Source organism: Rhizobium sp. PEPV16, assembly GCF_008919455.1.
GTDB classification, from domain to species: Bacteria; Pseudomonadota; Alphaproteobacteria; order Rhizobiales; family Rhizobiaceae; genus Rhizobium; species Rhizobium leguminosarum_Q.
The window spans coordinates 82089-95515 of the sequence record NZ_VSZV01000353.1 but is presented as its reverse complement, the minus strand read 5'-3'; the positions used below and the strand labels follow the sequence as shown (position 1 = coordinate 95515).

Sequence of the window (13427 nt, the reverse complement as noted above, 5' to 3'; positions counted from 1 at the left end):
TCGCGCTTTAGACCTCACGCGCCGGCGGCTGCCGCGCGCTCGTCCCGCTGGCGCTGGATTTCACGGCGCTTGGTGACGACCGAGGCGCAGATGACACCAACGGTCACGATCGCGATCAGGATCGTGCACACCGCATTGATCTCAGGCGTCACGCCGAGGCGCACCTGGCTGTAGATCCTCATCGGCAGCGTGGTGGCGCCCGGCCCCGACGTGAAACTGGCGATCACCAGGTCGTCGAGCGACAGGGTGAAGGCAAGGATCCAGCCGGAGAGCACAGCCGGCGCGATGATCGGCAGGGTGATCTCGAAGAAAGTCCGCACCGGCGGCGCGCCGAGATCCTGCGCCGCTTCCTCAATCGATTGATCGAAGCTCAACAGGCGCGACTGCACGACGACGGCGACGAAGCACATGGTCAGCGTCGTATGCGCGAGCGTGATCGTCCAGAAGCCGCGGTCGAAACCGATCGCGACGAAGAGCAGCAACAGCGACAGGCCGGTGATGACGTCGGGCATGACGAGCGGCGCGTAAATCATGCCCGAAAACAGCATGCGGCCACGAAAGCGGGTGTAGCGCACCAGCGTCAGCGCCGCCATCGTGCCGAGGATGGTTGCGACCGTCGCCGACAGCAGGCCGACACGGATCGTCACCCAGGCGGCGTCAAGCAGGCCCTGGTTCGAGAGCAGCGAGACATACCACTTGGTGGAGAAGCCGCCCCAGACGGTGACGAGCTTCGATTCGTTGAAGGAGAAGATCACCAGGAGCACGATCGGCAGGTAGAGAAAGGCAAAGCCGAGCGTGACGGAGATGATGTTGAAACGGGTCCATTTCAGCATGAGTTATTTCCCCCGCTCTTCGGCCTTGGCCTGGGCGTTCTGGAAGAAGACGATCGGGATCACCAGGATCATCAGCAGGATCGTTGCGACCGCCGAGGAGACCGGCCAATCGCGGTTGGCGTTGAATTCGTTCCAGAGCGTCTTGCCGATCATCAGCGTCTGCGAACCACCGAGCAGGTCGGGAATGACGAATTCACCGACGGCGGGAATGAAGACCAGCATGCAGCCGGCCACCACGCCGGGGATCGACAGCGGAAAGGTGACGCGCCAGAAGGCCTTGATCGGCGTGCAACCAAGATCCTGCGCCGCCTCGATCAGCGTACCGTCCATCTTCTCCAGAGCCGAATAAAGCGGGAGCACCATGAAAGGCAGATAGGAATAGACGATGCCGATATAGACGGCGGTATTGGTGTTGAGGATGATCAGCGGGCTGTCGATGATGTGCAGCGACAGGAGAAGCTGGTTGAGAAGCCCTTCCGGCTTCAGGATCGCGATCCAGGAATAAACGCGAATCAGGAAGCTCGTCCAGAACGGCAGGATGACCAGCATCACCAGCGTCGGACGGATGCTGCGCGGCGCTTGCGCCATGCCATAGGCGATCGGATAGGCGATCAGCAGTGTGAGGAAAGTGGAGATCCCGGCAATCACCACGCTCGAGACATAGGCATTGAAATAGAGCGAGTCCTCGGTGAGGTAGCTGTAATTGTCGAAAGAGAGCTCTCCGATCTTGCTCCAGAGCCCGGCCCAACCGTCGGCAAGTGAGAAGACGGGCTCGTAAGGCGGCATGGCGATCGCCGTCGTTGACAGTGAGATGCGGAAGACGATGAAGAAGGGCGCCAGAAAGAAGAGCAGCAGCCAAGTGTAGGGGATGGCGATGACGAGGCGATTGTAGAGGCCGGAGGTGAGCTTGCCCATGATGTCAATCCTTCAGCAGAATGCCGGCGTTCTCATCGAAAGAGACCCAGACTTCCTGGTCGTAGGTGAAGGGGTCGTCGACGGAGCGCTGCGCATTGAGGGACGAGGCCTTGACGATATTGCCGCTCTGCAATTTCACATGGAAGACGGTCATGTCGCCGAGATAGGCGATGTCCCAGAGTTCGCCCCTGGCGGCGTTGACCGAAGCGTTGGCAGGAGGCGTGCGCCCGACCCGCATCTTTTCCGGCCGGATGGCGAAGCCGACGGCGCTGCCGGCCGAGGGTGTCTCGGCGGCGGCAACGCGCACGCTGAAGCCGCTGTCGATTGATATCTCGATGGTGCCGTTGCCCGATGAGGCGACCTTGCCGTCGAAGATGTTCACGTCGCCGATGAAATCCGCGACGAAGCGGGAATTCGGCGCCTCGTAGATCTCCGCCGGCGTCGCCACCTGCACGACCTTGCCGTGGCTCATGACGGCGATGCGGTCGGCCATGGTCATCGCCTCTTCCTGGTCGTGGGTGACGACGACGAAGGTGAGGCCGAGGTTCTGCTGCAGGTCCATCAGCTCGAACTGGGTTTCCTCGCGCAGCTTCTTGTCGAGCGCGCCGAGCGGTTCGTCGAGCAGAAGCACCTTCGGGCGCTTGGCAAGCGAGCGAGCCAGCGCCACGCGCTGGCGCTGGCCGCCGGAAAGCTGGTTCGGCTTTCGGGAAGCGAACTGCTCCAGCTTGACCAGCTTCAGCATCTGCGAGACGCGGTCAGTCATCTCGTCCTTCGACATGCCGTCCTGCCTCAGGCCGAAGGCAATATTCTTCTCGACCGTCATGTGCGGGAAAAGCGCATAGGACTGGAACATCATGTTGACCGGGCGCCTGTAGGGCGGCGTGCCGGCCATGTCGGTGCCGTCGAGCACGATTTCGCCCGAGGTCGGCTGTTCGAAACCGGCAAGCATGCGCAGGAGCGTCGACTTGCCGCAACCCGACGCGCCGAGTAGCGCGAAGAACTCGCGGTGGTAGATGTTCAGCGACAGATCGTCGACGGCGGTAAAATCGCCAAAGCGCTTGGTGACATTCTTGAAAGCAATGAAGGGTTTTGCAGACGGATCGGTCCAAGGCGCAAAAGCGCGGCGGATATTGCCGAGAGACTTCATATTATTCCCCGAAATATAAGGTTCTGCCGGCCTCCACCCCGGCCGGTAATTGAAAGGCCCGGACGTTTCCGTCCGGGCCCAAGGCTGAATTACTGGCCGGTGACGACCTTCGTCCAGAGGCGCGTCCCCAGACGCTGCGTTTTCGGATCCCACGGCTTGACCGTGAAGAGGTTCTTCATCACCTCTTCGGTCGGATAGATCGCCGGGTCTTCCAGAATCTCCTTGCTGACGAACTGCTGCGAAGCCTTGTTGCCGTTGGCATAGAAGGTGTGGTCGCTGGCCTTGGCGATGACCTCAGGCCTCATCATGTAGTTCAGGAACTCGTGGGCTTCCGCGACATGGGGCGCATCGGCGGGGATCGCCATCATGTCGAACCACATCTGGGCGCCCTGCGAGGGGATCGAATAATTGACTTCGACGCCATTCTTGGCTTCGGCCGCACGGTCGCGAGCCTGCAGCATGTCGCCGGAATAGCCGAAGGCGATGCAGATGTCGCCGTTGGCAAGCGCGTTGATATATTCGGACGAGTGGAACTTGCGGATATTGGGGCGAACGGCCGTCAGCAGCTCTTCGGCCTTCTTGAAATCCTCAGCCTTTGTGGAGTTCGGGTCGAGGCCGAGATAACGGAACGCCGTGGAGATGACGTCCTTCGGCGTGTCGAGAACGTAAATGCCGCAATCCTTGAACTTTTCGGCGACCTTCGGATCGAAGATCACTTCAAGGCCGGGCTTGACATCGGGACCGAGGATTTCAGCGACCTTCTTGACGTTGTAGCCGATGCCGTCCGTGCCCCACATGTAATCGACCGCGTGTTCGTTACCGGCGTCATATTCGGCGGTGCGCTGCTGGATCACATCCCACATGTTGGAAATGTTCGGCAGTTTCGACTTGTCGAGCTTCTGGAAGACGCCGGCCTGGATCTGGCGCTGCAGGAAGTCGGCAGTGGGAACGACGACGTCATAACCCGTGCCGCCGGCAAGCAGCTTGGTTTCCACGGTCTCGTTGGAATCGAAGGTGTCGTAGACGACCTTGATGCCGGTTTCCTTGGTGAAGTCGGTCAGGATGGAGTCGTCGATATAATCCGACCAGTTGTAAACGTTGACCACGCGCTCCTGCGCATAGGCCGGCGCGGCAGCAAGGAGTGCGGTAACGGCGGCGGCTGTCACGCATAGGATGGTTGACCTCATGACTTCTCCTGTTTTTTTCAAAGATTCCGCACCCGGGGCATCTTTTCCCTCTGGTTTTCGACGCAGACTAAGAAGGAATTTCTAAGCCCACAAGCGCAAAATCCTGCGCGCTCAATGATTTCACAATCACTGGAAGTCGAAGGCGCTGAGGCCTGCCACCATCTCGTCGAGCCCGAGCGGTCTCGTCACCGGCGGCTCGGCCCGGGAAAGGCATCCACGCCGCTCGCAAAGGCGACAGGCTGGACCGACTGCGACCGGCTCGAGCGCCATCGCCTGCCCATAGACCACGCCCTCGCCAAGGGCGGCATCGCAGCCGATCAGGATCGCGGTGCGTCTGACCCTTTCGCCGAATTCGACGCTCGGTCCCTCCAGGGTGCGGGCGACCGTCAGGAAGGAAGCGCCGTCAGGCATGACGACCGTTTCGGCGAGGATCTGGCCCGGCTGGAGGAAGGCGGCATGGATATTGAGCTTCGGACAGCCACCGCCGAAACGGGCCTGCGGAAAACCCTGGGCGCCTGCCCTGCGCAGCCGGTGGCCGGCGGCATCGATCTCGATCAGGAAGAAGGGAATGGCGGCCGCGCCCGGGCGCTGCAGCATGGCAAGGCGCGCAGCCGCCTGGCCGAAAGAGACGCCGAAGCGCGCACGCAGAATATCGATATCGTAGCGCGTCGCTTTCGCCGCCGAAAGAAAGGCCTCGTAGGGCATTGCAAGCGCCAGCGCGGCGATACGGGCAAGCTCGAAGCGAGCGATGCGGCGCGCCTCGGCGGAGGAGAGCGAGAGATCGGCGAGTTCGGCATCGATTGCCGGCAGCAAAGCGAGAGTCGCGGCCTCGATTGATATCTCATGCGCACGGTCGGCCTGTGACAGGCGCTCCGAGATGAAAAGCCGCATCGAATGGCGATCGAAACGGCGGCGCAGATCCGGCATGACGTGGACGGGCAAGACACGCACCGCGATGCCGCGCTCGGAGCGCAGCCAATCCTTCAGCCCGGCGGCAAGATCGACGCCCCAGGGCAGCGTGGCGGCAAAGGCTTCCGCCGCCGTCTCGATCTGTCCGAAATAGCCGGACCGGCGCTCCAACATCTCGCGCACCTCGTCCAGCGGCAAGCGGCCGGCGGCGACCGGCGCATGCCCTTCGGCGGCCATCAGCGCCGTCAGATCGGAGAGCCTTGCCGCCTGCTCGCGATAGGCGCGGTAGAGCTTGATCATGCCGCTTGCGGCATTGGGTGCGGCCTCGGCCACCTCCACCAATTCCTGATCACCCGGCAGTTCGCCCGACAGCAGCGGATCGGCAAAGACCTCCTTGAGCTGGCCGAGACTGCCGCCGGTCTGTCCGCGCAACTCCTCCAGATCGACCCTGTAGACGCTAGCGAGCTTGAGAAGGAGCTGCACCGTCAACGGCCGCTGGTTGCGCTCGATCAGGTTCAGATAGGACGGCGATATTTCAAGCGCCTCGGCCATGGCGGTCTGCGTCAGCGCCAGCGCATTGCGGATGCGCCTGACTTTCGGGCCTGCGAATATCTTCCGTTCCGCCATGTCACACCCTTTGACAGGAAGGAGCGCTCATGTTTACAAAATTTTACAAATTCACAGCGCCACTGTGTCAATCCTCCTCATCTTAACCTCTTTCCCGCTAGGAAATCAAAGGTTTTTCTGGTCACAGCGCTTCATATTGTCAATCTTGTCATGCAGCCACCCGGTGGCGGAGTTTAGTTAGGAGAGCAGCATGACGGATTTTTACAAGCTTGTCCCAAACGCCTCAGTTGATCGTTTCGACGGCATCGAAAGACCCTACTCGGCCGATGACGTGCGGCGGCTCAGAGGCTCGGTGGCGCTCAGCCATACGCTGGCCGAAATGGGGGCGGACCGGTTGTGGCGGCTTCTGCATCAGGAGGATTTCGTCAATGCGCTCGGCGCACTTTCCGGCAACCAGGCCATGCAGATGGTGCGCGCCGGGCTGAAGGCGATCTATCTCTCCGGCTGGCAGGTGGCGGCCGATGCCAATACCGCATCGGCGATGTATCCCGACCAGTCCCTTTATCCGGCCAATGCCGGTCCGGAACTGGCCAAACGCATCAATCGCACGCTGCAGCGCGCCGATCAGATCGAGACCGCGGAAGCCCAGGGGCTTTCCGTCGAAACCTGGTTCGCGCCGATCGTTGCCGACGCGGAAGCAGGCTTCGGCGGACCGCTCAACGCTTTCGAAATCATGAAGGCCTACATCGAGGCCGGCGCTGCTGGCGTTCACTTCGAGGACCAGCTCGCCTCGGAGAAGAAATGCGGCCATCTCGGCGGCAAAGTGCTGATCCCGACGGCCGCCCATATCCGCAATCTCGACGCCGCACGGCTTGCCGCCGACGTCATGGGCGTTGCGACACTGGTCATCGCCCGCACCGACGCGGAGGCGGCAAAACTTCTCACATCAGACATCGACGAGCGCGACCAGCCCTTCGTCGACTATGATGCCGGGCGCACGGTCGAAGGTTTCTATCAGGTGCGAAACGGCATCGAGCCCTGCATCGCACGCGCCGTCGCCTATGCGCCGCACTGCGATCTCATCTGGTGCGAGACCTCGAAGCCGGACCTCGAGCAGGCGCGGCGTTTTGCCGAAGGCGTGTACAAGGTCCATCCCGGCAAGCTGCTCGCCTATAATTGCTCGCCTTCGTTCAACTGGAAGAAGAACCTCGACGAAGCGACGATCGCAAGGTTTCAGCGCGAACTCGGAGCGATGGGCTACAAGTTCCAGTTCATCACGCTCGCCGGCTTCCACCAGCTGAACTACGGCATGTACGAACTGGCGCGCGGCTACCGGCAGCGGCAGATGTCGGCCTATTCCGAGCTGCAGCAGGCGGAATTCGCCGCTGAGGTCAATGGCTATACCGCCACAAAACATCAACGCGAGGTCGGCACCGGCTATTTCGACGCCGTGTCGCTCGCCATCACCGGCGGTCGGTCTTCGACCACGGCGATGCACGGCTCGACCGAACATGCGCAGTTCAAGCCGGCTGCGGAATAAATCGAAAAGGAGGAGAAGATCATGGCATCCATCACACGCGTCAGAGAACGGGCCGAAGAGCAGGCAAGCAGCATGAGCGAGGATCAGCAGACGACGATCCGCATGCTCGCCAACGACCTGCATCGGCTGAACCAATCGGTCATGAAAGCCGTCGAGGCCGGCGTCTCGGTCGAACTGGTGCGCTCGGCCCGTCATCACGGCGGCGACGGCCACTGGGGCGACCTGCTGATTCCGGTCGTCGTCACCAACCGTCATTGACGAACGCCGGCCGCGGCGCTTCAGCCGCGGCTCGGCCGTTTTCCGGCGAAGAGATCGGTATAACTTTTGATCAGCTTGGTCATGCGGTCGGCGACCGTCCGGATCTCCGGGCGGTGGCGGTCCTCGGCATTCATGACGATCCATTGCCGGTGGCTCAGTTCCGGCAACTCGCCGCCTTGCCGCTGCAACTCGGGATGGAGATCGCCGACGAAACAGGGAAGCACGGTCTTGCCGGCGCCGGCGCGCACCAGGTCCGGCAGCGAACGCGGCCGATTGACGGTGGCAACGATCGCCGTCGCGGCATGGGCGTGCGGCCACCGCAGATAGGTCGATATCGCCTCTTCCTCAGCAACGGCAATCCAGCGCTCGTCGGTCTCGGCGGTGTTGCGCCTGATATAGACGGCATAGGCCACCTCCCCGAGCAGACGTGCGGCAAGATTGGCCTCTTCAGGCTCGAAGGCGCGAATACCGATGTCGCTCTCGCGATAGGCAAGGCTTGCCCGCGCCTCGCCAATGGTGAGCGAAATGGCGAAGGCATCGCCCGGCATGCGGATGGCGGCGAAATTCTCGGTCAGCAGCCAGGCCAGCCAGGTGCCGGCGGCGACCCTGACGGTCGTGGCGCCCTCGCCGGATTGCCGCCACGCCGCCACCTTGCGGGCGGCGGCCTCCATTTCCTGCAGGTGATCGAGCAGCGCCTGGCCATCCTGTGTCAGACGATATCCGGTCTGGCTGCGCGAAAACAATGCGCGGCCGATTTCCTGCTCGAGATCGAGCATGCGCCGGCCGACGGTCGCAGGACTGAGCCCGCTTGCAGTGCTTGCCCCCGTCAGCCCGCCGAGCCGGGCCACCTGCAGGAAAAGCTGATAGGAATCCCAACTCGCGTTTTTCATCGATGAAAAACATAGCGGGATTTTTCCCGTTTATAAAGAGAAATTCGACGCCTAGATCAGGTGATGTCTTACATAGGAAAGGACATTGTCATGATCGACATGATCACCATCGCAGGCACCATCGGCTATCGGCACTATCCCCAGCGAAGCGGTGGCAAGGCGGAAGAGGACAGATTCTATGCCGAGTTCGGAAACAATAGCCTCATTGGCTTTATCGCCTGGCTGACGTCGCTCGACCTCAATCTAGGAAGGCGCCGCAAGGGCGCAGCGCAATCCCGCAGCGGCTGCGGTTGCGCGGTTCAGGCAACTCTTCTTGTTCCGAGATGAGACGGCGCGGATTCTGCGACGATGCGGAACCGCTCGATCAGCGCCATCAGCGTATCGGCCTCGCCGGCAAGCAGGCGGCTTGCCTGCGTCGTCTCGGCAACCATCGCCGCGTTCTTCTGGGTCATCTGGTCCATGGCGTTGACCGAACCGTTGACCTCCTGCAGCGCGGCCGACTGATCGCGGCTGGCGGTGGCGATGGTTTCGACATGGCCGCTGATCGCGATGATCTCCTGGCTGATCGAGGCAAGGACACTGCCGGTCTTCTGGACCAGTTCGGACCCTGACGTCACTTCGCGGCTCGATGTCTCGATGAGCGACTTGATCTCGCGCGCCGCATCGGCCGAGCGCTGGGCGAGTTCGCGGACTTCCTGGGCGACGACGGCAAAACCCTTGCCCGCCTCGCCGGCCCGCGCCGCCTCGATGCCGGCATTCAGCGCCAGAAGATTGGTCTGGAAGGCGATGTCGTCGATCACCTCGATGATCTGCTCGATACGCTGCGAAGCCTGCTCGATGCGATCCATGGCGGCAACGGCATCGCCGACGACGGCGCCGGAACTGTCAGCCGTCTTCTTGGTCGCAGCCACGACATTGTTGGCTTCACGGGCACGCTCGGCGGAAGAACGAACCGTCACTGTGATCTCTTCCACCGCGGCCGCGGTCTCCTCGAGGTTCGCCGCCTGCGCCTCGGTGCGTTTCGAAAGCTCGCCGGCAGAGGCAGAGACGGCGCCGCTGTTGCGCTGGATCGTCGCGGCGCTGTCACGGATACCGGACAGCGTATCCTGGAGCCGCAAGAGGGAAGCGTTGAAATCGACGCGCAGCTGCTCCAGCCGGCCAACGAAGGGCGTGCCGATCGTCTGCGAGACATCGCCCTGCGACAGGCGCCCGAGGCCGGCGGCAAGCTGGTTGACGGCAAAGTCGATCTGGCCGTCGAGCGAGCGCTTGTCGGCGTCGTTCCTGGCGCGCTCGGCATCGCTCAATTCGCGCTGTTCGCCAGCCTGGGTTTCCAGGTCGCGTCTTGCGCGGGCACTGTCGCGGAAAAGCGCCAAGGCCCGGCCGATGTCGCCGAACTCGTTCCTCTTTTCGACACAAGGGATCGCCCCTTCGAGATCGCCCGCGGAAATCGAGTGGACGCTGGTCGTCAGCGCCTGCAACGGCTTCACCGACAGGCGGATCGCATAGAAGGCGAGAACGCCGACGATGAGCATGACGATGGCGCCGACGCCGAGAACCAGCATCTGCAGCTCATACATGCGCTGGTAATAGAGCTCCATCGGAATGCCGATGAAGAGAATGCCGACATTGGCGTTGGAGGCGTTCTTGATGGGGAAATAACCGGTCATGAACTTGCGGCCGAAAAGCTCCGCCGGACCGTAATAAGCCTCGCCCCTGGCGAGAACTGGCTGGGCGGGGTGCTCGGCTACCAGCTTGGTGCCGACGGCCCGGTCGCCGTTTTCCTTCTTGACGTTGGTGGAGATGCGGACGTAGTCGCTGCCCTGCTTTTGAAAGATGGTCGCAACGCCGGCGATCGATTGCGCCGTGCGGTCGACCAGCGAATGGTCGGCAAGGGCGGGAATGGCGTCTTCCGTGACAGTGGAGAGCTGATTGTCCTTCAGCTCGATCTTTGCAGCCTGATCGGCCGCGCCGTAGAGGACGGCCATGGCGCGGGTGGCATCCCTGGCGTCGGAGACAGCCCCATCCATGACATGGTGGCTCAGATTGTAATAGGTCACGCCGACGATGGCGGCCGTGCTGATCGCCAGCAGAAACAGCGTGATCGCAACGATCTGGCGTACGATCGACGTAGAGAAAAGGCGCAGCATCGAGACCCCCGGGAGATAGACCACGGTTAAATTAGACTAAAAGCGTTAAAGAAGATTCTCCGTAAATCAGGGTTGTCGGAGGTATTCATCGGTCTCGTTTTCAGACGGATCATCTCTGCGTGATGGCCGCCCGGCCGCTCGCAATCCGACCAGATCGCGATTTCTGCGGAATAAATAGAAACGGCCCCGGAAAGTCCGGGGCCGTTCGAATAAAGACAGGTCGGTCGATGATCAGGCGGCGCGGTAGACCGGCGCGCCGGTGGCTTCGCCGTCGATCTTGAACTGCTGGATGAGCCTGCGCAGCGAACCGGCCTCGTCGGCCAGTTCGCGGCTGGCGGCAGTCGTCTCCTCCACCATGGCGGCGTTCTGCTGCGTCATCTGGTCCATCTGGTTGACCGTCGCGTTGACGCTCTGCAGCGCGTTGGACTGGTCGTGGCTGGCGCGGGCGATCATCTCGACATGCTGGCTGATCGTGACGATCTGGGCGCTGATCTTGGCGAGCACCGTGCCGGTCTCCTGCACGAATTGCGAGCCGGAATTGACCTCGTTGGTCGACTTGTTGATCAGCCCCTTGATCTCCTGCGCCGCGGCGGCGGAGCGCTGGGCCAATTCGCGGACTTCCATCGCGACCACCGCGAAGCCCTTGCCGGCTTCACCGGCGCGCGCCGCCTCGATGCCGGCGTTGAGCGCCAGGAGGTTGGTCTGGAAGGCGATCTCGTCGATGACGCCGATAATCTGCTCGATCTGGCGCGAGGCACCTTCGATGCGGCTCATCGCGTCGATCGCATTGCTGACGACGACGGCGGAATCGTCGGCACTGCGCTTGGCCTGGCGGACGATCTGGTCGGCATCCTTGGCGCGTTCGGCCGACGAGCGGACCGTGACGGTGATCTGATCGACGGCGGCCGCGGTCTCTTCGAGCGAGGCAGCCTGTTGTTCGGTACGCTTGGAGAGGTCCTCGGCTGACTGGGCCATCTGGTTGCCGTTGCCCTGGATCAGTTCGACATTGTCGCGGATCTGGCTCATCGTCGCCTGCAGGCGCATCATCGAACCGTTGAAATCCTGGCGCAGCTGTTCGAGACGGCCGATGAAGGGCGTTTCGATCGTCGTCGAGATATCGCCCTGCGACATGCGTTCGAGGCCGGCGGCAAGCGCATTGACCGCGAATTCGATCTGACGATCCATCTCGCGCTTTTCGGCGTCGTTGCGCTGGCGTTCGTGTTCGGCGGCGGCGCGTTCCTCGTCGCTCTGCTCCTCGATGCGAATTTTCGAGATGGCATTTTCCTTGAAGATGCCGAGCGCGCGGGCCATGTCGCCGATTTCATCGTGGCGCTGCTCGCCGGAGATGCTGGTATCCAGCGCCCCTTCGGCGATGCGGCGCATGGCGCCGGTGATATGGCTGATCGGGCGCTGCAGCGTCAGCACCAGGGCAATGCCGCCGAGGATCGACAGGAGGATGCCGAGACCGGTGGTCATGACGGAGATGCTGTTTGCCTGGGTGCGCTCGGTGCCGGCCGTCTGCTTCTGCAGCTCGGCGAAATCGGTCAGCTTTTTCCAGATCTGGTCGAGTTCCTGGCGGGCCGCGGCATAGGCCGTGACACGCTGGCCGATCGTGTCGACGATCTTCGAGCCGCCGCCGGAAATGACGTCGAGCGCCGGCTGGATCGCGCCGGATATGCCTTCGGCAAAGCCCATGCCCTTGGCGCTGGTGACCAGCACCTGCATGTCCTTGCCGAGCGTGCCGGCCTGCTGCTGCAGGCGCACGAGATTTTCCTTGCTGGAATCGGCGAGAAAGTCGGAAAGAACGATCTGAAGCGAATAGACCGAATTTTCGAGACGCCTGGTATCCTGCAGGACCGAGTTGGCCTGGGCAATCCGGCCGTCGAGCGCGGCGAATTCCTGGGTCGCGTCACGCATCTTCTGCGTTGCGGTCAGCTGCGTATAGGTCGAGGTCTGGCGGAAGCGCGAAATGAGACGGCCGAGTTCGGTGGCGGTCTCGTCGGTCGGATTGGGCGTCTGGACGATCGCCTTGATGCCGTCGATGGTCGCAGCCAGCGCGTCGATGACATTCTTCTGATTGCTTGGAACCGAGATGGCGATCAGACGCTGCGATTTGATGATCTCCGGCATCTGTTCGTTGATGAAGGCGATCTTGTCCTGCGGTGTCTGCGGCTTGCTGAAGCCGCTGGCGACGGTGCCGAGGAAATCCCCGCCCTTCAGCAGGCGGTCGGCCGTGCGAAGGGTGCTGGTGGCGGCGCTCTCGTCGCTCTGGACGGTGCTCTGCAACTGCTCGGCCTGGTAGGACACGGTGAAGCGAGTGCTGATCACGCTCTTCTGGGCCGCGTCGATCTGCTCATGCAATGCCCGTTCCTGCTCGTGCAGGGCCCACAGCTTGTCGACGACGCCCGAAATTTCCTTGGTGCGGCGCGATGCTTCCGCAAGGCTGTCGCGACCGGCGGCCTCGTCACCGACCTGGCTCAGCGTCTGGTCGAGCACGCCTTGCTGGGTCTTCAGATCCGAGATCAATTTGTCGCGCGCCTCAGGGCTGGTGACGCGCAGGAAATCGTCCATCGAGCCATAGAGATCTTTGAAGCCGCTCAGCGACTGCAGCACGCTGTTGGATATTTCCATGCGGCCCTGCAGAAGTCCCGAAGCGTAGAGGCCGGTCAGGCCCACCGCCGAAATGGTGACGACGAAAGGCAGAACGAAGATCAGAACCTTGGTCTTGATCCTGAAGCGGGAAAGAATCTTGTCAATCAACATGGCGTTCCGGGCCTTTCATACACCACTCCTCCCGCAGGCGGCCACATGGCGCCAGCCGGGTGCACATCGAGCTGTTCTTATTTTACATTGGGGAACCCGGAGGCCAGGCGGCAGTCATTGCCAGTTCACGTCCAAACAACTTGGAGATGCCCAAATATTCGCGAGCAATTGTGTCAGATTAGATATTAATTTTCGGATAAGCGGTTATGGCGGGTTAAGCCAAGGCAGTGAAATAGTTACAAATTATGGCCCGCGATGCCGCGGTGCGACA

Annotated in this window: 11 protein-coding genes; 3 read left to right on the top strand and 8 right to left on the bottom strand. The window is 62.0% G+C overall.

From position 1 onward, the window contains the following. Nucleotides 1-14: 14 nt before the first annotated feature. The 5 genes from FY112_RS32600 to FY112_RS32580 form a co-directional block, all read right to left on the bottom strand. Nucleotides 15-833, bottom strand: coding sequence for an ABC transporter permease subunit (locus FY112_RS32600; RefSeq protein ID WP_020048525.1), 819 nt, complete (start codon nucleotides 831-833; stop codon nucleotides 15-17). Nucleotides 834-836: 3 nt separating this feature from the next. Then, nucleotides 837-1748 carry an ABC transporter permease subunit gene (locus tag FY112_RS32595; protein WP_003545610.1) on the bottom strand — a complete coding sequence of 304 codons (912 nt, stop codon included), beginning with the start codon at nucleotides 1746-1748 and terminating at the stop codon, nucleotides 837-839. 4 nt (nucleotides 1749-1752) lie between these two features. Further along, a complete protein-coding gene (locus FY112_RS32590) occupies nucleotides 1753-2895 on the bottom strand; it encodes an ABC transporter ATP-binding protein (protein WP_151520240.1) in 1143 nt (380 codons plus the stop codon). Between the two features lie 89 nt (nucleotides 2896-2984). After that, complete coding sequence (locus FY112_RS32585) at nucleotides 2985-4082, bottom strand: polyamine ABC transporter substrate-binding protein (RefSeq protein WP_131708007.1); 1098 nt, start codon at nucleotides 4080-4082, stop codon at nucleotides 2985-2987. A gap of 126 nt (nucleotides 4083-4208) precedes the next feature. Continuing rightward, complete coding sequence (locus FY112_RS32580; RefSeq protein ID WP_151520239.1) at nucleotides 4209-5618, bottom strand: XRE family transcriptional regulator; 1410 nt, start codon at nucleotides 5616-5618, stop codon at nucleotides 4209-4211. Nucleotides 5619-5808: 190 nt separating this feature from the next. Here FY112_RS32580 and aceA point away from each other — a divergent pair, with 190 nt between their 5' ends. Next, nucleotides 5809-7098, top strand: coding sequence for an isocitrate lyase (gene aceA / locus FY112_RS32575; protein WP_151520238.1), 1290 nt, complete (start codon nucleotides 5809-5811; stop codon nucleotides 7096-7098). A 21-nt stretch (nucleotides 7099-7119) separates the two neighbouring features. After that, entirely contained in the window at nucleotides 7120-7356 is a 237-nt protein-coding gene (locus tag FY112_RS32570) for a hypothetical protein (protein ID WP_003545603.1), read from the top strand. 20 nt (nucleotides 7357-7376) lie between these two features. Here FY112_RS32570 and FY112_RS32565 read toward each other — a convergent pair whose 3' ends face one another. After that, the gene (locus tag FY112_RS32565; RefSeq protein WP_151520237.1) at nucleotides 7377-8246 is read right to left on the bottom strand and encodes a LysR family transcriptional regulator; all 870 of its coding nucleotides are present in this window, start codon (nucleotides 8244-8246) and stop codon (nucleotides 7377-7379) included. Nucleotides 8247-8336: 90 nt separating this feature from the next. Between FY112_RS32565 and FY112_RS32560 the strand changes: the two genes are divergently transcribed. Further along, nucleotides 8337-8573: a hypothetical protein gene (locus FY112_RS32560; protein WP_151520236.1), complete on the top strand. Its 237-nt coding sequence runs from the start codon at nucleotides 8337-8339 to the stop codon at nucleotides 8571-8573. Here the strand turns inward: FY112_RS32560 and FY112_RS32555 are convergent. Both FY112_RS32555 and FY112_RS32550 read right to left on the bottom strand, forming a co-directional pair. Beyond that, nucleotides 8546-10393: a methyl-accepting chemotaxis protein gene (locus FY112_RS32555; RefSeq protein WP_151520235.1), complete on the bottom strand. Its 1848-nt coding sequence runs from the start codon at nucleotides 10391-10393 to the stop codon at nucleotides 8546-8548. The two genes, FY112_RS32560 and FY112_RS32555, sit on opposite strands and share 28 nt — an antisense overlap. Before the next feature lie 231 nt (nucleotides 10394-10624). Then, nucleotides 10625-13156 (bottom strand): HAMP domain-containing methyl-accepting chemotaxis protein, encoded by a 2532-nt coding sequence (locus FY112_RS32550; protein ID WP_151520234.1) that lies wholly within the window; start codon nucleotides 13154-13156, stop codon nucleotides 10625-10627. Nucleotides 13157-13427: the final 271 nt, after the last annotated feature.

What these genes read in the sequence shown, in the direction of transcription:
- FY112_RS32570 (WP_003545603.1), top strand. Translation starts at nt 7,120, where the DNA reads ATGGCATCCATCACACGCGTCAGAGAACGGGCCGAAGAGCAGGCAAGC.
- aceA (WP_151520238.1), top strand. Translation starts at nt 5,809, where the DNA reads ATGACGGATTTTTACAAGCTTGTCCCAAACGCCTCAGTTGATCGTTTC.
- FY112_RS32585 (WP_131708007.1), bottom strand. Translation starts at nt 4,082, where the DNA reads ATGAGGTCAACCATCCTATGCGTGACAGCCGCCGCCGTTACCGCACTC.
- FY112_RS32565 (WP_151520237.1), bottom strand. Translation starts at nt 8,246, where the DNA reads ATGAAAAACGCGAGTTGGGATTCCTATCAGCTTTTCCTGCAGGTGGCC.
- FY112_RS32555 (WP_151520235.1), bottom strand. Translation starts at nt 10,393, where the DNA reads ATGCTGCGCCTTTTCTCTACGTCGATCGTACGCCAGATCGTTGCGATC.
- FY112_RS32595 (WP_003545610.1), bottom strand. Translation starts at nt 1,748, where the DNA reads ATGGGCAAGCTCACCTCCGGCCTCTACAATCGCCTCGTCATCGCCATC.
- FY112_RS32600 (WP_020048525.1), bottom strand. Translation starts at nt 833, where the DNA reads ATGCTGAAATGGACCCGTTTCAACATCATCTCCGTCACGCTCGGCTTT.
- FY112_RS32590 (WP_151520240.1), bottom strand. Translation starts at nt 2,895, where the DNA reads ATGAAGTCTCTCGGCAATATCCGCCGCGCTTTTGCGCCTTGGACCGAT.
- FY112_RS32560 (WP_151520236.1), top strand. Translation starts at nt 8,337, where the DNA reads ATGATCGACATGATCACCATCGCAGGCACCATCGGCTATCGGCACTAT.
- FY112_RS32550 (WP_151520234.1), bottom strand. Translation starts at nt 13,156, where the DNA reads ATGTTGATTGACAAGATTCTTTCCCGCTTCAGGATCAAGACCAAGGTT.
- FY112_RS32580 (WP_151520239.1), bottom strand. Translation starts at nt 5,618, where the DNA reads ATGGCGGAACGGAAGATATTCGCAGGCCCGAAAGTCAGGCGCATCCGC.